Genomic DNA, 18,123 nt, shown 5'->3' with positions numbered 1-18,123 from the left:
CGCATGACCAGCATCGACCTGCATCTTCCCCGGGGCGCCGCCGCGAACGCCGACTACGCCGTCGACATCGGTCCCAAGTCGGCCGGCTGGACGCACAGCAGTCTGCGTGTCGTCGAGCTGGGTCCCGGTGGCAGCCATACGTTCAGCACCGGGGACAGTGAGTGGATCGTGCTTCCGCTGGAAGGCGGATGTACCGTACATATGGAGCAGAACGAGTTCCAACTCCTGGGCCGGGAAAGCGTGTTCGCGGACGTCTCCGACTTCGCGTACGTGCCCCGGGACGCCCAGGTCCTGATCGCCTCCGGCGCGGGAGGCCGCTTCGCCCTGGCAGGAGCGAAGTGCGAGCGACGACTCCCCGCCCGCTACGGCCCCGCGCCGGAGGTCCCCGTCGAGGAGCGCGGCAGCGGCACCTGCGCCCGCCGGGTGCGCAACTTCGCCTCCGCCGACTCCTTCGCCTGCGACAAGCTGATCGCCGTAGAGGTGATCACGCCGGGCGGCCACTGGTCCTCGTACCCGCCGCACAAGCACGACGAGCACCGGCCGGGCGAGGAGTCCGAGCTGGAGGAGATCTACTACTTCGAGATCGACGGCCCGAACGGGCTCGGCTACCAGCGGGTGTTCCCCTCGCGGGCGGGCGGTTCGGACGTCCTCGCCGAGGTGCGCTCCGGCGACGCCGTCCTCGTCCCCGACGGCTGGCACGGCCCGTCCATCGCCCAGCCCGGCCACGACATGTACTACCTGAACGTCATGGCGGGCCCGGGGCAGACCCGGGAATGGCGGATCTGTTTCCACCCCGACCACGTAGAGAGCACAGGGGGCTACCGATGACGATCCGGCTGACCGTCGCCCAGGCACTCGTCCGCTTCCTCGCCGCCCAGTACACCGAGCGGGACGGCCGGCGGCAGCGGCTGATCGGCGCCACCTGGGGCATCTTCGGACACGGCAACGTCGCCGGCATCGGCCAGGCGCTGGTCGAGTACGCGGACGTGATGCCGTATCACCAGGGCCGCAACGAGCAGTCCATGGTGCACGCGGCGGTCGGCTACGCCCGCCAGTCGAACCGCCTGTCCACGCACGCGGTCACGACGTCGATCGGCCCCGGCGCCACGAACCTCGTCACCGGCGCCGCCCTCGCGACCATCAACCACCTCCCGGTGCTGCTCCTGCCCGGTGACGTCTTCGCCACCCGCCCCGCCGACCCGGTCCTCCAGCAGCTGGAGCTGCCGTACGCGGGCGATGTGTCGGTCAACGACACCCTGCGCCCGGTGTCGAAGTACTTCGACCGCGTCACCCGCCCGGAAGCCCTGATCCCGAGCGCCCTCCAGGCCGTGCGGGTCCTCACCGACCCCGTCGAGACCGGCGCGGTCACGCTCGCCCTGCCGCAGGACGTGCAGGCGGAGGCCTTCGACTGGCCGGAGGAGTTCTTCTCGACGCGGGTGTGGACCGTACGGCGGCCGGGAGCGGACCCGACCGAGCTGGCGGAGGCGGTCCGGGCGATCCGCTCCGCCGCCCGGCCCCTCGTCATCGCCGGCGGCGGGGTCCACCACAGCCGCGCGGAGGAGGCCCTCGCCGAGTTCGCGGCGGCGACGCGCATCCCGGTCGCCTCCACCCAGGCCGGGAAGGGCTCACTGCGGTACGACCATCCGCAGGACGTCGGCGGGGTCGGCCACACCGGCACCGCGACCGCCGACGAGCTGGCCCGCACCGCCGACCTCGTCATCGGTGTCGGCACCCGGTACACCGACTTCACCACGGCCTCCGGCACCCTCTTCGAGAATCCGGCCGTCCGCTTCCTGAACCTCAACATCGCGCCCTTCGACGGTCACAAGCTGGCCGGGCTGCCGCTGGTCGCCGACGCCCGCAGCGGTCTGGGCGAGCTGACCGAGGCACTGGCCATGCACGGCCACCGCGTCGCCGACTCCTACGTCCGCGAGTACACCGAGGACAAGGAGCGCTGGGAGCAGCGCGTCGACGCCTGCTTCGAGGCCGGCGAGACGGACGCACGGCCGAGCCAGACCCAGGTCATCGGCGCCCTGGACGCGCTGGTGGACGAGTCGGACGTCATCATCAACGCGGCCGGCTCGCTCCCGGGCGACCTGCACAAGCTGTGGCGGGCGCGGTCCTGCGACCAGTACCACCTGGAGTACGGCTACTCCTGCATGGGCTACGAGATCCCGGCCGCCCTGGGGGTGAAGCTCGCCGCGCCCGAGCGGAACGTGTGGGCACTGGTCGGCGACGGCACCTACCTGATGATGCCGACGGAGATCGTGACCGCGGTGCAGGAGGGCATCGCGATCAAGGTCCTGCTGGTGCAGAACCACGGGTACGCCTCGATCGGCGGGCTCTCCGACTCGGTGGGCGGCGAGCGGTTCGGCACGGCCTACCGCTACACCGCCGAGGACGGCACCTTCACCGGCGCCCCGCTCCCGGTCGACCTCGCCGCCAACGCGGCCAGCCTCGGCATGCGGGTGCTGCGCGCGAAGACGGTACGGGACCTGCGCGCGGCGCTCGCGGAGGCGCGTGCGGCCGACACACCCACATGTGTCTACGTGGAGACGGAAACGTCCGACACTGTGTCGGGGGCGCCTCCGGCGCAGGCCTGGTGGGATGTTCCTGTGGCCGAGACCGCGACCCGACCTCCCGCGGTCAAGGCACGTGAGCTGTACGAACGGCACGTCTCGACCCGACGCCGCCATCTGTGAGAAGGAGTCCCCGGACATGACGAAGATCGTCAACCACTGGATCGGCGGGAAGACCGTCGAAGGCGCGTCGGGTGAGTTCGGGCCGGTCACCGACCCGGCGACCGGCGCGGTCACCACGAAGGTCGCGTTCGCGTCGGTGGAGGAGGTGGACGCGGCCGTCGCGGCGGCCAAGGACGCCTACCTGACCTGGGGCCAGTCCTCGCTGGCGCAGCGCACGTCCATCCTGTTCAGGTTCCGGGCGCTGCTCGACGCGCACCGGGACGAGATCGCCGAGCTGATCACCGCCGAGCACGGCAAGGTGCACTCGGACGCGCTCGGCGAGGTCGCGCGCGGCCTGGAGATCGTGGACCTGGCCTGCGGGATCAACGTCCAGCTGAAGGGCGAGCTGTCCACGCAGGTCGCGAGCCGGGTGGACGTGGCCGCGATCCGCCAGCCGCTCGGTGTCGTCGCCGGCATCACGCCGTTCAACTTCCCGGCGATGGTCCCGATGTGGATGTTCCCGATCGCCATCGCGTGCGGCAACACCTTCGTGCTGAAGCCGAGCGAGAAGGACCCGTCGGCGTCCGTCCGCCTCGCCGAGCTGCTGGCCGAGGCCGGCCTGCCCGACGGTGTCTTCAACGTCGTGCACGGCGACAAGGTGGCCGTCGACCGCCTGCTGGAGCACCCGGACGTCAAGGCCGTCTCCTTCGTCGGCTCGACCCCGATCGCCCGCTACATCCACGCCACCGCCTCCGCCAACGGCAAGCGCGTGCAGGCCCTCGGCGGCGCCAAGAACCACATGCTGGTGCTGCCGGACGCCGACCTGGACGCGGCGGCCGACGCGGCGGTCAGCGCCGCCTACGGCTCCGCGGGCGAGCGCTGCATGGCCATCTCGGCGGTCGTGGCGGTGGGCGCCATCGGCGACACGCTGGTGGAGAAGATCCGCGAGCGCGCCGAGAAGATCAAGATCGGTCCGGGCAACGACCCGGCGTCCGAGATGGGCCCGCTGATCACCAAGGCGCACCGCGACAAGGTGGCCTCGTACGTGGAGGGCGCCGCCGCCGAGGGCGCCGAGGTGGTGCTCGACGGCACCGGCTACACCGTCGAGGGCTTCGAGGACGGCCACTGGATCGGGATCTCGCTGCTGGACAAGGTGCCGACCGGCGCGAAGGCGTACCAGGACGAGATCTTCGGCCCGGTGCTGTGCGTGCTGCGCGCCGAGACCTACGAGGAGGGCGTGGCGCTCATCAACGCCTCGCCGTTCGGCAACGGCACCGCGATCTTCACCCGGGACGGGGGCGCCGCCCGCCGCTTCCAGCTGGAGATCGAGGCCGGCATGGTCGGTGTGAACGTGCCGATCCCGGTGCCGGTGGGCTACCACTCCTTCGGCGGCTGGAAGGACTCGCTCTTCGGCGACCACCACGTCTACGGCAACGACGGCACGCACTTCTACACCCGCGGCAAGGTCGTCACCACGCGCTGGCCCGACCCGGCCGACGCCCCGGCGGGCGTGGACCTGGGCTTCCCGCGCAACCACTGAGCCGGACGGCACGGTGCCCCGCCCCCGTGCGGGAGGGCGGGGCACCGGTGCGTTCAGCTCCGCCGGCTCTGCTGCTTGCGGACCACGTCGGTGAGGTCGGCGACGCGCCCGGCGGGCGGGGCCTTCACGGTGGCCGTCCTGCCGAACTTGTCGAAGTCCATGCTGATGGTCATGACGCCGATCTTCTCCCTGAGCCTGACCGGCAGGTCGTCGGGGCCGACCCACACGTCCATGAGGATCGACTTCGCGCCGGTCACCTTGCTCATGGGGCTGCCCTCGCCGTAGACGTCCTTGAGCTTGCCCATGCGCGCGCTGTCGATGACGCCCCGGTAGTGCGTGGTGCGCTTGCCGTTCACGGTCTGCGTGCCGAGGTTCTGCGCGTCCTTGGCGTACTTCAGGCCCTTCATGGAGGCGGAGGGGCTGCCGTTGTCCCCGCTGAGGGCCTGGGCGCCCTTCTCCCCGAAGAGGACCGAGCTGTCGATCCTGATCCAGTCCTTGCCCTGGTACGGGCCGGAGCGGAAGGGGTCGACGTCGTAGTAGTAGACGCCGTCGACGAACAGGACGTGCGTCGTGGGGGAGTGGTTCATGGCCTGCATGTTCGCGGCCTTGGTGTCCATCTCCACGTCGAAGGCGTACGAGCCGCCCCAGGAGTAGGTGCCCTTCATGGAGATCGGGCCGCTGGTGCCGGTATCGGTCGTCATCCGCACCTCGGCGGAGCCCAGCTGTTCCGTCCGGTCCGTCGCCCTGGTCAGCGCGGCCATCGCCTGGTCGGCCCTGTCGACCGCCTTGACGGCCGTCCTGGCGCTCTCCGTGCCGCAGCCGGAGGCCGCCACCAGCGCCGCCGCCGTGAACGCCACCCAGGCGGCGGTGTGCCTCTTCCTCATGTCCCCACCCCAAGCAGTATGTCTGTCGTGCGGGGCGCACTCTATCGGCCACCTCTGACATGGACGCGACCGGTTTACCGGTCCGGATACCGGACGGCTGACATTTTTTTGAAACCTTGGCTGCGGTTCCCGTTCAGGTCGGACGAAACGGGTGGCGAAGGGGTTGCCACAAGATGGCCTTCGAAAGCAAGGTCATATGGGCTACAGGCTTGATGGATGCATCTACCGGGCGTCACAGCCTGGGAAAGTGATGCGGCGCACAGTCGTCCGGAGGTGCGGATTCCGAAGGTAAACGGCCATTGACGTGGTGGTTTTCGTCGGGGTTCGCTATGCAGCGCCGGGAGCGGACGAGACGAACGTACGACGATCCGCCGGAGGCGATAGCGCTCCCGACCCCCACCCAGCCGCTCACGTCGAACGGAACCGCCGTATGACCGACACGCTCCAGAAGTCCGTGGTAGACACCGCGACGGCCCCCGCACCGGGGCTGAAGCGTTCCATCGGTGTCGTCGGCGGCACGCTGCTGACGCTGTCGTGCGTCACGCCCGCCTCCACGCTCTTCGTCGTCGTCCCCGACCTGTTCGGTTCCCTCGGCACCGCCACCGCCCTGACGATCGCCATCGGCTCCCTCCTCTGTATCGCCGTGGCGTTCTGCTACTCCGAGCTGGGCACCCTGATCCCCAGCGCGGGCGGCGAGTACGCCATGGTCTCCACGATGGCCGGACGGCTGGCGGGCTGGCTGGTCTTCGTGCTCTCCCTGCTGGTCGTGATGATCGTGCCCCCGGTGATCGCGATGGGCACCGCGGACTACCTCGCCCCCATCGTCCACCTGGACCCGTCCCTGACGGGCGCCGGAGTGATGCTGCTGGCCACCCTCGCCGGCCTGCTGGACCTGCGCGCCAACGCCTGGATCACCGGCATCTTCCTCGTCCTGGAGGTCATCGCCGCCGGGGTCGTCGCCCTGCTGGGCTTCTCGCACAGCCACCGCGGGGTGGGCAGCCTCGTCTCGATGCAGGTGGCGGGCGCGAACGGCCACACCGACACCGTGACGGCCATGCTGGTGGTCTCCGGCCTCGCCATCGCCCTCTTCGTCACCCAGGGCTTCTCCACCGCCGTCTACCTCTCCGAGGAACTGGAGAACCCGCGCCGCAACGTCGCCCGGACGGTCCTCGCCACCCTCGCCATCTCCACCGTGGTCATCCTGGTGCCGGTCGCCGCCATCACCATGGGCGCCTCCGACCTCAAGGAACTGACCGGCGGCGACATCAGCTCCATGGTCACCGCCTGGTCCAACTCCGCGGTCGGCACCTTCGTCAGCCTGTGCGTGGCCCTCGCGATCATCAACGCGGGCATCGTCATGGTCATCCAGAACTCCCGCGTCCTGTTCGCCTCGGCCCGCGACAAGGCCTGGCCCGGCCCGGTCAACGCCGTCTTCTCCAAGCTCGGCCGCTTCGGCTCCCCCTGGGTCGCCACCCTCGCGGTCGGCGTCCCCGGCGCGGTGCTCTGCTTCGTCAACCTCGACACCCTGTACGGCGTCACCGGCGTCTCGGTGACCGGCATGTACCTGCTCGTCGCGGTCGCCGCCCTGCTCGCCCGCCGCGGCTCCCACCAGCACACCCCCGCCTGGCGGATGCCGCTGTGGCCCGCGGTGCCGGTCCTGCTCATCGCCGTCCTGGCCTACATCCTGACCCAGCAGGAGACGAGCTACCTCCTGTGGACCGGCGGCATCACCGCCGCGGCCACCCTCTACTGGGCCCTGTACCTGCGTCCGCGCCGCGACACCCACTGGCTGGTGTCGATCCCGGAGGACGCGCAGGCCTGATCACGCGCGCCGAGGACCGGAGCGACCCGGCCGCCGCGCGTACCACGGTCGCGGTAGGAGACGGCGGACCCGTACTCCCCGGGGAGGGTCCGCCGTTCAACCCCAGGTCGGCAGCGGCTGTCGGCACCGCCCCGTACCGTTGACGCATGGATCTTCGACTGCCCGCCCTGCGCGGCCTGCTGCGGCGGCCCCGTCGGCTCCTGGCCGCCGGGGCCGCCGTCGTGGTGCTCGCCGGCGCCGGGACGTGGACGGCGGCCGTCGCCTCCGACGACCCGCGGGCCGTGCGCCGCAGCGACCAGGTCATGGCGGTCGACGGGGTGCGCCTGGACACCTCGTACTTCACCCCGGCCGGCTCCGGCCGGCACCCCGCCGTCCTGCTCGCGCACGGCTTCGGCGGCAGCAAGGACGACATGCGCCGGCAGGCCGAGGACCTGGCCCGGGACGGGTACGCGGTCCTGACCTGGTCCGCGCGAGGTTTCGGCGGCTCGACCGGGAAGATCGGCCTCAACGACCCCCAGGGCGAGGTCGCCGACGTCTCCCGGCTCATCGACTGGCTGGCCCGGCAGCCCCAGGTGCGGCTCGACAAGCCGGGCGACCCGCGCGTCGGCGTGGCCGGCGGCTCCTACGGCGGCGCGATCTCCCTGCTCGCCGCCGGGTACGACCACCGGGTCGACGCCATCGCCCCGGCCATCACCTACTGGAACCTCGCGGACGCCCTGTTCCCGGACGGCGTGTTCAAGAAGCTGTGGGCCGGCGTCTTCGTCAACACCGGCGGGGGCTGCGCGAGGTTCCAGCCCACGCTGTGCCGGATGTACGAGCGGGTCGCCGAGTCCGGCACCCCGGACCCCGCCGCCCGGAAGCTGCTGGAGGAACGCTCACCGTCCGCCGTCGGCGACCGGATCAAGGTGCCCACGCTGCTGGTGCAGGGGCAGACGGACTCCCTGTTCCCCCTCGGCCAGGCCGACGCCGCCGCGAAGGCGATCCGCGCGAACGGCGCCCCCGTCGACGTCGACTGGATCGCCGGCGGGCACGACGGCGGCGACATGGAGACGAGCCGGATCGAGGCACGCGTGCGTGCGTGGTTCGACCGCTACCTGAAGGGCGACGAGGGCACCGAAACCGGCCCGGCCTTCCGCGTCACCCGCACCGGCGGCGTCGACTCCACCGACGGCACCGCCCGACTGCGCGGCGCGAGTGCCGCCGCCTACCCCGGCCTGCGCGACCATCCGCGCCCCGTCGCCCTCACCGGCGGCACCCAGCGCGTCGCCAACCCGGCCGGGGCCAGCCCGCCCGGCGTCTCCGCGCTGCCCGGCCTCGGCGGCTCCGGCGGCCTCGCGCAGCTCTCCGCGCTCGGCGTCGGCGTCTCCCTGGACTTCCCCGGCCAGTACGCCCGGTTCGACTCCGCGCCCCTCACCCGCGACCTGCGCGTCACCGGCACCCCGACCGCCACCGTGCACATCACCTCCACCCGCGACGACGCCGTCCTGTTCGGCAAGGTCTACGACGTCGGCCCCGACGGAAGGCGGCAGGTGCTGCCCGCCCGGCTCGTCGCCCCCTTCCGGGTGACCGGCGCCAAGGCGGGCAAGGACGTCACCGTCACGCTCCCGGCGATCGACCACGAGGTGCAGAAGGGCCACCGGCTCCGCCTGGTCCTCGCCTCCACCGACCTCGGCTACGCCTCCCCGGCCGCCCCGGCCACCTACACCGTCTCCCTGAAGGGGAGCCTGAGCGTGCCGACGGCCCCCTCCGTCACCACCGCCGCCGCGGCCCTGCCGGCCTGGGTCTGGTGGCTGCCCGCGGCCGGCGCGGTCGCCGCCCTCGCCCTGCTGCTCACCACCCGCCGCCGGACGTCCGCCCCCGCTCCCGACCCCGGGCTGGCCGAGGTCCCGCTGATGATCACCGGTCTGAGCAAGCGGTACGCCGGGGCCACCGACCGGTACGCCGTCCGGGACCTCTCCTTCCGCGTGGAGAAGGGCCAGGTCCTCGGTCTGCTCGGACCGAACGGCGCGGGCAAGACCACCACCCTGCGCATGCTGATGGGCCTCATCCGGCCGGACGCCGGCGAGATCCGCGTCTTCGGCCACACCATCCGGCCCGGCGCGTCCGTGCTCTCCCGCGTCGGCGCGTTCGTCGAGGGCGCCGGCTTCCTGCCCCACCTGTCCGGCCGGGAGAACCTGGAGCTGTACTGGCGGGCCACCGGCCGCCCGCCCGAGGACGCCCACCTGGACGAGGCCCTGGAGATCGCCGGACTCGGCGACGCGCTCGCCCGCGCGGTCCGCACGTACTCGCAGGGCATGCGGCAGCGCCTCGCCATCGCACAGGCCATGCTGGGCCTGCCCGACCTGCTCATCCTCGACGAGCCCACCAACGGCCTGGACCCGCCCCAGATCCGCGAGATGCGCGAGGTGATGATCCGCTACGCGGCCGGCGGCCGCACGGTGATCGTCTCCAGCCATCTCCTCGCCGAGGTGGAGCAGTCCTGCACCCACCTGGTCGTGATGGACCGCGGCCGGCTGGTGCAGGCGGGCCCGGTCCGGGAGATCGTCGGCTCCGGCGACACCCTGCTGGTCGGCACCGCCGTACCGGTGCAGGAGCCGGTGGTGGAGAAGGTGGGCGCGCTGGACGGCGTCGCCTCCGCCGTGCGCACCGACGACGGGCTGCTCATCCGGCTGGACCCCGGCGGCACCGCCGAGCGGCTGGTCGTGGAGCTGGTGCGGCTGGAGGTGCCGGTCACCTCCGTCGGCCCGCACCGGCGCCTGGAAGACGCCTTCCTCACCCTGATCGGAGGTTCCGCATGAGCACGCTCACCGAGGTCGCCTCCGGCTATCAGGCGGGGCGCACCCTGCCGCTGCGGGTCGAGCTGGCCCGCCAGCTCAAGCGGCGCCGCACGCTGGTCATGGGCGCCGTCCTGGCCGTACTGCCGTTCGTGCTGCTGATCGCCTTCGCGATCGGCGGCGACCCGGGCGGCCGCAACAACCAGGTCACCCTGATGGACACGGCCACCGCCTCCGGGGCCAACTTCGCCGCCGTCAACCTGTTCGTCTCGGCGGGCTTCCTGCTGGTGATCCCGGTCGCCCTGTTCTGCGGGGACACGGTCGCCTCGGAGGCGAGCTGGTCCTCGCTGCGCTATCTGCTCGCCGCGCCGGTACCCCGGGCCCGGCTGCTGTGGTCCAAGCTCGTGGTCGCGCTCGGCATGAGCCTCGCCGCGATCGTGCTGCTGCCGCTCGTGGCGCTCGCCGCCGGCACGGCCGCCTACGGCTGGGGGCCGCTTCAGATACCGACCGGCGGCGCGCTGGAGGTGGGCACGGCGGCCCAGCGGCTTTTGGTGGCCGTGGCGTACGTCTTCGTGTCCCAGCTGGTCACCGCCGGACTGGCGTTCTGGCTGTCCACCAGGACGGACGCCCCGCTCGGCGCCGTCGGCGGCGCGGTCGGCCTGACCATCGTGGGCAACGTCCTGGACGCCGTCACGGCCCTCGGCCACTGGCGCGACTTCCTGCCCGCGCACTGGCAGTTCGCCTGGGCCGACGCCGTCCAGCCCCGCCCCGAGTGGTCCGGCATGATCCAGGGCACCGCGCTCTCCGTAACGTACGCCCTGGTGCTGTTCGCGCTGGCCTTCCGGGGTTTCGCCCGCAAGGACGTCGTGTCCTAGGGTCTTTCGTTTGGATCAGGCCGGATCAGGGAGCGGGGTCTGGTGCCGTGCGTCGCAAGGCGGAGGAGGGCGCCATGGCGGAGCCATGGCAACCGACGACAACGCGGCGAGGCGCGGTGCCAGGGCCCGCGAGCCCGGCATGATCCAAACGAGAGGCCCTAGGTCACCGGCACGTCACCCGCCGGTCACGGGGGGCCGCCGTCGTGGCCGGTTCGAGATCCATCCGCAACTCCCCGGTACGCACGCTCCCGGCCCCCGCCCCGTCACAGTCGGCAGCGGACGCACACGTCCGGTGCCGACAGGCCGACGGGGAGGACGCGATGGACCGGTACGGGAACCGACGGACACGGCGGACACGGCGGGCGCTGCTCGCGCTCACGGCCGCGGGCGGAGTGCTGCTGACGGCGTGCAGCGCGGGCGGTGCCGCGCGGACGGCCGACGACAAGGCCCGCGACGGCGGGTCCGGACTGGTCCGCCAGGACGCCGGCGGCCGGCTGTCCACCTTCGCGCTGGACGTCGACACCGCCTCCTACACCTACGCCCGCCGCACCCTCGCCGAAGGCCGCAGGCCCGATCCGCGGACCGTGCGGCCCGAGGAGTTCGTCAACAGCTTCCGCCAGGACTACCGGCGGCCCGACGGCAACGGCTTCACGGTCACCGTCGACGGCGCCCGCACCGGCGAACCGGACTGGTCCCTGGTCCGCGTCGGCCTCGCCACCCGGCCCGCCGCGCCGGACGCGCACCGCCCGCCCGCCGCGCTCACCTTCGTCATCGACACCTCCGGCTCCATGGGCGAACCCGGCCGCCTGGACCTCGCCCAGCACGCCCTGACCACCCTGGCGGACCGGCTGCGCGACGAAGACTCCGTCGCGCTCGTCACCTTCAGCGAGGACGCCGAGACCGTGCTGCCGATGACCCGGCTCGGCGGCCACCGCGGCGCGGTCCGCGACGCCATCGACAGCCTGGAGCCGCAGAACTCCACCAACCTCGGCGCGGGCGTCGAGGAGGGCTACGCCACCGCCGTGAAGGGCGCCCGCAAGGGGGCCACCAACCGGGTCGTGCTCGTCTCCGACGCCCTCGCCAACACCGGCGAGACCAGCGCGGACGCGATCCTCCGCCGGATCGACGACGCCCGCCGCGAACACGGCATCACCCTCTTCGGGGTCGGCGTCGGCAGCACCTACGGCGACTCCCTCATGGAACGCCTCGCCGACCGGGGCGACGGCCACACCGTGTACGTCTCCGATCCCGGCGAGGCCGACAAGGTCTTCGCCGGTCAGCTCCCGAGGAACATCGAGCTGACCGCCCGGGACGCCAAGGCCCAGGTCGCCTTCGACCCGCACACCGTCACCGCCTTCCGCCTCGTCGGCTACGACGACCGCAGGGTCGCCGACCGGGACTTCCGCAACGACCGGGTCGACGGCGGCGAGGTCGGCCCCGGGCACACCGTCACCGCCCTGTACGCCGTCCACACCCGGCACGGCGCCCGCGGTCACCTCGCCACCGCCACCGTCCGCTGGCTCGACCCGCGGACCCGCGACCCGCACGAGGCGTCGGGCGGCCTGGAGACCGGGGCCCTGGCCGGCTCGGTCTGGGGGGCGAGCCCCCGCTTCCAGGTCACCGCGGTCGCGGCGTACTTCGCCGACGCCCTGCGCACCGGCTCCGCCGACCGCCCGGCCCTTCCCGGCGCCCCCAGCCTGACCGGCCTCGCCCGCAGGGCCGCCGGGCTGGCCGCCACCACCGAGGACGCCGACGTGCGCGGGCTCGCCGACGCCATCCGCCAGGCGAGCGGCACCGAGCCCGCCCAGTGAACGCCGCGTGGACTGCGCGGGCCCCATTGACCTTTCCTTACTTCCGAGTAAGTTGACCTTTCCGTAGAGGTCTTGGGCAGGCCACGCACCGCCACCGGGAGCCGTCATGGGCGTACGCAGGGATCTGGAACGGGCACGGCGGCGCGCCGATCTCGCGGACCGCGCCGCGGTGGAGGTCGTCCGGGACGCCACGGGCGCGGTCCGCGAGGTGCGCGCCGCGCCCCTGGCGCCCCCGCTCACCACCGGCTCCCTGGCCGACCTGCCGTTCACGCACGCGGCCGAGACCCCCGACGCCGTGCTGCTGCGCCGCCGCGACCGCGGCGGCGCCTGGCAGCCGGTGACGGCGTCCGCCTTCGCCGCCGAGGTCGCCGCCGTCGCCAAGGGGCTCGTCGCCGCAGGGCTCGAACCCGGCGGCCGGGTCGCGGTGATGTCCCGCACCCGCTACGAGTGGACCGTCCTGGACTTCGCGGTCTGGGCGGCCGGCGGCCAGTCCGTGCCGGTCTACCCGACCTCCTCCGCCGAGCAGGTCGAGTGGATCGTCCGCGACTCCGGGGCCCGGTTCGTCGTCACCGAGACCATGGCGAACGCGGCCACCGTCACCACCGGCACGGCCGGCCACCCGCACCCCCCGCGCCTGTGGCAGCTCGACGCCGGCGCCCTCGGCGACCTCGCCGTCCTCGGCCGGCACCTCCCCGACGACGAACTCGCCAAGCGGCGCGGGGCGCTCGGCCCCGACACCATCGCGACCCTCTGCTACACCTCCGGCACCACCGGCCGCCCCAAGGGCTGCGTCCTCACCCACGCCAACCTGCACGCCGAGGCGGCCAACACCGTCGAGCTGCTGCACCCCGTCTTCCAGGCGGTCACCGGCCAGGCCGCGTCCACGCTGCTCTTCCTGCCGCTCGCCCACATCCTCGGCCGCACCCTCCAGCTCGCCTGCCTGCTGGCCCGCATCGAGACCGGCCACTTCCCGAGCGTGCGCCCCGACGAACTGCGGCCCGCGCTCAAGGAGTTCCGGCCGACCTTCCTGGTCGGGGTGCCGTACCTCTTCGAGAAGATCCACGACACCGGGCGGGCCACCGCGGAGAAACTCGGCCGGGCCGCCTCCTTCGACCGCGCCGAACGCGTCGCCGTCCGCTTCGGCGAGGCCCACCTGCGGAAGTTCCTCGGCACCGGCAAGGGCCCGGGACCCGGCCTGTACGCCGCCTGGGCGCTGTACGACCTGCTGGTCTACCGCCGCATCCGCAAGGAGCTGGGCGGCCGGACGCGGTACGCCATCAGCGGCGGCTCCCCACTGGACCGCGACCTCAACCTGTTCTTCCTCGCGGCCGGCATCGCCGTCTACGAGGGCTACGGACTGACCGAGACCAGTGCCGCCGCCACGGTCGTGCCCCCGCTCGGCCCCCGCCCCGGCACGGTCGGCCGGCCGGTGCCGGGCGTCTCCGTGCGCCTCGCCGACGACGGGGAGGTGCTGATCAGGGGCGGGGTGGTCTTCACGTCGTACTGGAACGACCCGGCCGCCACGGACGCCGTACTGCGCGACGGCTGGTTCGCGACCGGTGACCTCGGCGCGCTCGACGACGACGGCTACCTCAGCATCACCGGCCGCAAGAAGGACATCCTCGTCACCTCCGGCGGCAAGAACGTCTCGCCGTCCGTCCTGGAGGACCGGCTGCGCAGCCGCTCACCCGTCGGCCAGTGCCTGGTCGTCGGCGACAACCGGCCCTTCGTCGCCGCGCTGATCACTCTCGACCCGGAAGCGGTCGCCCACTGGCTGTCCGTACGGAAACTGCCGCCGGACACCCCGCTGTCCGCGCTGGTGCGCGACGAGCGGCTGCGCGCCGAGGTGCAGAAGGCGGTCGACCACGCCAACGAGGCGGTCTCCCGCGCCGAGTCCATCCGCGCGTTCGCGCTGGTCGAGGGCGAGTTCACCGAGGAGAACGGGCTGCTGACCCCGTCGCTGAAGGTCAAGCGGCACGCGGTGACGGCCGTGTACGCGGAGCAGATCGAGGAGCTGTACCGGCGCTGACCGGCCGGTGCGGCGGCGGACACGCGGAAGCGGGCCGCCGAGGACTCGGCGACCCGCTTCGCGGACCGGGTTCAGTGACCGGATTCGGAGTTCTGGGACAGGATCGACACGTCCTCCAGCAGGTGCGCCAGCGCGCCGTCGCGCTTGACGTTCGAGGAGTTCTCGGTGCACTGCTGCTGCATGTGGTCGGACAGGATCGGAACATCCTGGAGCGCACCGCCGACGGCCGCGTCCACGGAGGCCGGAAGGTCGTTCACCGCGATGCACGGCTTGTTGAAAGAGCCCTGGATCAGAGCGATCTGCGGGCTCATGTTCCCGTACGTGGCCGAGTTGCCGTAGGTCTGCCATCCCGCGTTGCCGTTCGCGACGGTCGGCCCGTCGTCGTTGCCGAGCGCCAGCGCCTGCGGAGCCGCGGCGGCGGAGGCGCCCATGGCGGAAGCGGCGACGGCCGCAGTGGCAACAATCTTCTTGATCACTGGCCAGTCCTTTCTGAGGAAACCCCGTACCGGAGCGCTGTGGTCAACTCCAAGGCCTGCCCCTGGTTTCTCCCGTTCACCCTGTCGGCCGACGAGATGGACTGGTGGTGTGGTTTTCGGATGGGTGACTTCTTGTCATCCCTCAGGCGTGTGCGCTCCAACCGAGTGAACCGGCGGAACCATTTCCGATGCGCCGGGTTGATGAGGCAGTAGGGCATGCGTCGTTACGAGGAAAGGAACGCGAAGTGCTCAAGAAGGCAATGGTCGCCGCAGCGACCGCCGCTTCTGTCGTGGGAATGGCGGTGGCGGCTGCGCCGCAGGCGCTTGCCATCGGCAACGACGACGGACCGACCGTAGCGAACGGCAACGGCGCCGTGTCGTCGTTCGGCAATTCGGCGACGAAGGGCAACCTGAGCCCGCAGCTCTCCCTGGTGCAGGGTTCGCTCAACAAGCCGTGCCTCGGTGTCCAGGACACCGACGTCGCCGTCGACGCGGCCATCGGCGGCACGATCCAGGACATCCCGGTTCTCTCGGACCACCTGCAGCAGCAGTGCTCCGACAACTCGACGAACGCCAAGCGCGACGGCGCGCTCTCCCACGTCCTGGAGGACCTGTCGGTCCTCTCGGCCAACGGCGAAAGCTGAGCCGGTCTGCCGGCCCGGGCCGTCCGCTGTACCGTCTGCGGGCCGCCCGGGCTTTTTCGTCGAATTCGGGCGAGGAACAGTGCTGAGGAAGGGGTGCGATCGAGTGATTGTCGAGCTTTCCGCGTTCTGCGGCCTTCCGATGTGTCTATCCCTCGTTCCGTGCCCCGACCGTTCACGTCGTGCTCACACGGTTCTGACCGTCATTGGGGCATGACCCCAAAGAAGGGAACTTTCATGAAGAAGACCGTTGCCGCCGTTGCGGGCGCCATCCTGGCCCTGAGCCTGGCCGGACCCGCCTTCGCCGACTCCGAGGCCCACGGTGCCGCCACGAACTCCCCGGGCGTCGTGTCCGGGAACGTCGTCCAGGTCCCGATCCACATCCCGATCAACATCTGCGGCAACACGATCAACCTCCTCGCTGCGCTGAACCCGGCGGCCGGCAACACCTGCATCAACGGGGACATCGACAAGAAGTGACGACGCGGCACGAGGCACCAGCCCCGGCTGCGGACTGGCCGGCCCCGGATCGCCGATCCGTCGATTCCGCGATCCGGGGCCGGCCTTGCCTCGTCTCCGAGCAGGGCCCGGGCGCAGGATGCCGCGCGGGTTTCCGCCGGCGTGCTGCCCGGGAACGGCATCCGGGCCTCCGCCAGCCTCCCGGTCGGCGTCTGCGGCCCCTCCGGCGACGCGGCCGGGCCGCTGAACCCGGCATTCGCCGACTCCTGCGCCACCACGACGACGCACGTCCTACCGGGCCGAGGCGTCGTCCGCCCGGCTGAAGAACCCGCAGGCCCCGGGACCGTCGACGGCAGGACGAGCCCTCCCCCGTACGGCGGTGAGGAGTCCGCCCCGCGTCCCTACGGCGGAGGCGAGGGAGCGTCCCCTGGCACCGGCCGCAGCACCCCTCCCGGCGGTGGAGAGGCGGAGTTCCCCGGGAAGCCGCCCACGCTGCCGCACACCGGTGGTGCCGGCCCCGCGATGATCGCGGCGTCGGCCGTCAGCGCCGCCCTGATCGCCGCCGGGCTGATCCTGTACCGGCGAGGCCGTTCCGCCTCACGCCGTTAGCGCCCGGATGCCGCACTGCGCGCCGTGCTCCCGTGCCCCGCGCTCCACCACTCCGCAACCGCCGTGCCCGGGCAGCGTGTGCCCTTCACCCGTGTGGGGGTTCGGTGGGGCGAAAGCGATATCCGTACCGGCATCAGTCGTATTGATATGACTGCGCGCCGGTCGCCGGATGACGCGACGCCGCGACACCGAGTGGCGGGTGCAGAAAGGAGCGGGCATGGCTCCGCAACAGCGCAGGGCCCGGGCCGGGCGACCGGTCACCGTCATCGCGGCGGCGCTCTTCGCGTCGGCCACCCTGGCGGCCGGCCCCGGGCTCGCCGTGGACTCGGGAGCGACGCGCGCCGCCGTCCCGGCCACCCCCACCCCGACGGCTCCGACGCCGGCCCCCACGGTGCCCTCCCCCTCACTCCTTCCACCGGCCTCCCCGCCGGGCACGCTCCCCGTCCCCCTGCCCCCGACGCCGTCGCGGACCCCCGTGCCTCCCGGCTCCGGCCGCCCCCTCGCGGACTTCGGGGCGTTCCTCGACTCCGGGCCGCTCGGTGTCGCCCGCATGGCCGAGTTGAGTCACTGGCTCGGTGGGACCGAGTTGAAGGTCGCCCACACCTATCTGCCCGGGGGCCGCTGGCAGGACATCGAGGGGGCGCCCGGCTTCCTGGACGCATGGGCGCAGTGGCGGCGTGAGAAGGCGGACCGGATGCTCGTCCTGAACGTGCCGATGCAGGAGCGCAACGAGGAGAACGTCTCGGACGTCCAGGTGCGGTGGCTGCTGCGGCAGGCCGCGGACGGCGCGTTCGACCATCACTTCAAGACGCTCGCCGAGCGGCTGGTCGCGCTGCGGGTGCCGGACACCGTGATCGTGCTGGGCTGGGAGATGAACGGCATCACCTACACCCACCGCTGCGGGCCGGACCCCGCCGCCTGGAAGACGTACTGGAACAGGATCGTCGCCACCATGCGCTCGGTGCCGGGGCAGAGATTCCGGTTCGACTTCACGCCGAGCCGAGGCCGGGACGCCGTGCCGTGGACGGAGTGTTATCCCGGTGACGCCACGGTCGACATCATCGGCATGGACGCCTACGACCAGCCCAGCGGGATGTCGTTCGACGAACAGGTCACCGAGCCCTACGGCCTCCAGCAGCACGTCGACTTCGCGAAGGCCCACGGCAAGGCCATCTCCTATCCGGAATGGGGGCTCTTCCGCAACGGTGACAACGCCGAGTACATGCGGCGCATGCTCGACTGGATCGACGCGCACGCACCGCTGTACAACACGCTGACCGACTACTGCCCGCACGGCGTGTGGCAGTGCTCGGCCAACCCCCGCTCGTCCCGGATCTACCGGGCCGCCCTGTACGGCCGCGGCGAGCAGCCGGCCCAGGTGCCCACGCCGACCCCGGCGCCCGCACTCGAGCCGACGCTCACCACCCGGCCCGTGGCGAGCTGCTCGCCGTCGGCCCTGGTCGACTGGGTCGCGTACTGGCTCGGCGAGTCATTCTGCGCCCCCTTCGACTGACGGTCCCGC

General features: G+C 72.2%; 14 protein-coding genes. 12 read left to right on the top strand and 2 right to left on the bottom strand.

Annotated features, from left to right (window positions below):
* Positions 1 to 3: 3 nt before the first annotated feature.
* From iolB to mmsA, 3 genes are read left to right on the top strand one after another with little or no spacing between them, the layout of a single operon-like run.
* The gene (gene iolB, locus AB0946_RS03085) at positions 4 to 828 is read left to right on the top strand and encodes a 5-deoxy-glucuronate isomerase (RefSeq protein ID WP_366758875.1); all 825 of its coding nucleotides are present in this window, start codon (positions 4 to 6) and stop codon (positions 826 to 828) included.
* Positions 825 to 2,702 carry a 3D-(3,5/4)-trihydroxycyclohexane-1,2-dione acylhydrolase (decyclizing) gene (gene iolD / locus AB0946_RS03080; protein WP_366758874.1) on the top strand — a complete coding sequence of 626 codons (1,878 nt, stop codon included), beginning with the start codon at positions 825 to 827 and terminating at the stop codon, positions 2,700 to 2,702. The genes iolB and iolD overlap by 4 nt, the downstream gene beginning before the upstream one ends.
* Before the next feature lie 16 nt (positions 2,703 to 2,718).
* Positions 2,719 to 4,221 (top strand): CoA-acylating methylmalonate-semialdehyde dehydrogenase, encoded by a 1,503-nt coding sequence (gene mmsA, locus AB0946_RS03075; RefSeq protein WP_366758873.1) that lies wholly within the window; start codon positions 2,719 to 2,721, stop codon positions 4,219 to 4,221.
* Positions 4,222 to 4,274: 53 nt separating this feature from the next.
* Here mmsA and AB0946_RS03070 read toward each other — a convergent pair whose 3' ends face one another.
* Positions 4,275 to 5,105 carry a hypothetical protein gene (locus tag AB0946_RS03070; protein ID WP_366758872.1) on the bottom strand — a complete coding sequence of 277 codons (831 nt, stop codon included), beginning with the start codon at positions 5,103 to 5,105 and terminating at the stop codon, positions 4,275 to 4,277.
* A 430-nt stretch (positions 5,106 to 5,535) separates the two neighbouring features.
* On the opposite strand from AB0946_RS03070, the gene AB0946_RS03065 reads away from it, so the two are divergent.
* The 5 genes from AB0946_RS03065 (at position 5,536) to AB0946_RS03045 (ending at position 14,416) form a co-directional block, all read left to right on the top strand.
* The gene (locus tag AB0946_RS03065; protein WP_366758871.1) at positions 5,536 to 6,927 is read left to right on the top strand and encodes an APC family permease; all 1,392 of its coding nucleotides are present in this window, start codon (positions 5,536 to 5,538) and stop codon (positions 6,925 to 6,927) included.
* Between the two features lie 146 nt (positions 6,928 to 7,073).
* Positions 7,074 to 9,725: a CocE/NonD family hydrolase gene (locus tag AB0946_RS03060; protein ID WP_366758870.1), complete on the top strand. Its 2,652-nt coding sequence runs from the start codon at positions 7,074 to 7,076 to the stop codon at positions 9,723 to 9,725.
* Positions 9,722 to 10,576 (top strand): ABC transporter permease, encoded by an 855-nt coding sequence (locus AB0946_RS03055; protein ID WP_366758869.1) that lies wholly within the window; start codon positions 9,722 to 9,724, stop codon positions 10,574 to 10,576. Before AB0946_RS03060 ends, AB0946_RS03055 begins: the two co-directional genes overlap by 4 nt.
* Positions 10,577 to 10,896: 320 nt before the next feature.
* The gene (locus tag AB0946_RS03050) at positions 10,897 to 12,387 is read left to right on the top strand and encodes a von Willebrand factor type A domain-containing protein (RefSeq protein WP_366758868.1); all 1,491 of its coding nucleotides are present in this window, start codon (positions 10,897 to 10,899) and stop codon (positions 12,385 to 12,387) included.
* 106 nt (positions 12,388 to 12,493) lie between these two features.
* Positions 12,494 to 14,416 carry an AMP-dependent synthetase/ligase gene (locus tag AB0946_RS03045; protein ID WP_366758867.1) on the top strand — a complete coding sequence of 641 codons (1,923 nt, stop codon included), beginning with the start codon at positions 12,494 to 12,496 and terminating at the stop codon, positions 14,414 to 14,416.
* A gap of 71 nt (positions 14,417 to 14,487) precedes the next feature.
* On the opposite strand, the gene AB0946_RS03040 is transcribed toward AB0946_RS03045, so the two are convergent.
* The gene (locus AB0946_RS03040; RefSeq protein ID WP_366758866.1) at positions 14,488 to 14,892 is read right to left on the bottom strand and encodes a rodlin; all 405 of its coding nucleotides are present in this window, start codon (positions 14,890 to 14,892) and stop codon (positions 14,488 to 14,490) included.
* Positions 14,893 to 15,137: 245 nt separating this feature from the next.
* On the opposite strand from AB0946_RS03040, the gene AB0946_RS03035 reads away from it, so the two are divergent.
* The 4 genes from AB0946_RS03035 to AB0946_RS03020 all read left to right on the top strand — a co-directional run bounded on the left by AB0946_RS03035 (position 15,138) and on the right by AB0946_RS03020 (position 18,114).
* Positions 15,138 to 15,536, top strand: a complete 399-nt coding sequence (locus AB0946_RS03035) for a rodlin (protein ID WP_366758865.1) — start codon at positions 15,138 to 15,140, stop codon at positions 15,534 to 15,536.
* Between the two features lie 234 nt (positions 15,537 to 15,770).
* Entirely contained in the window at positions 15,771 to 16,013 is a 243-nt protein-coding gene (locus AB0946_RS03030) for a chaplin (protein WP_366758864.1), read from the top strand.
* A gap of 27 nt (positions 16,014 to 16,040) precedes the next feature.
* On the top strand, positions 16,041 to 16,601 hold the full coding sequence (locus AB0946_RS03025; RefSeq protein ID WP_366759133.1) for a chaplin family protein: 561 nt from the start codon (positions 16,041 to 16,043) through the stop codon (positions 16,599 to 16,601).
* A 217-nt stretch (positions 16,602 to 16,818) separates the two neighbouring features.
* On the top strand, positions 16,819 to 18,114 hold the full coding sequence (locus AB0946_RS03020) for a glycosyl hydrolase (protein WP_366758863.1): 1,296 nt from the start codon (positions 16,819 to 16,821) through the stop codon (positions 18,112 to 18,114).
* Positions 18,115 to 18,123 lie beyond the last annotated feature (9 nt).

The organism is Streptomyces sp. NPDC046870, from assembly GCF_040704595.1.
Classification (GTDB): domain Bacteria; phylum Actinomycetota; class Actinomycetes; order Streptomycetales; family Streptomycetaceae; genus Streptomyces; species Streptomyces argyrophylli.
The sequence above is the reverse complement of the archived record's forward strand: the minus strand, read 5'-3'. Positions and strand labels throughout refer to the sequence as shown.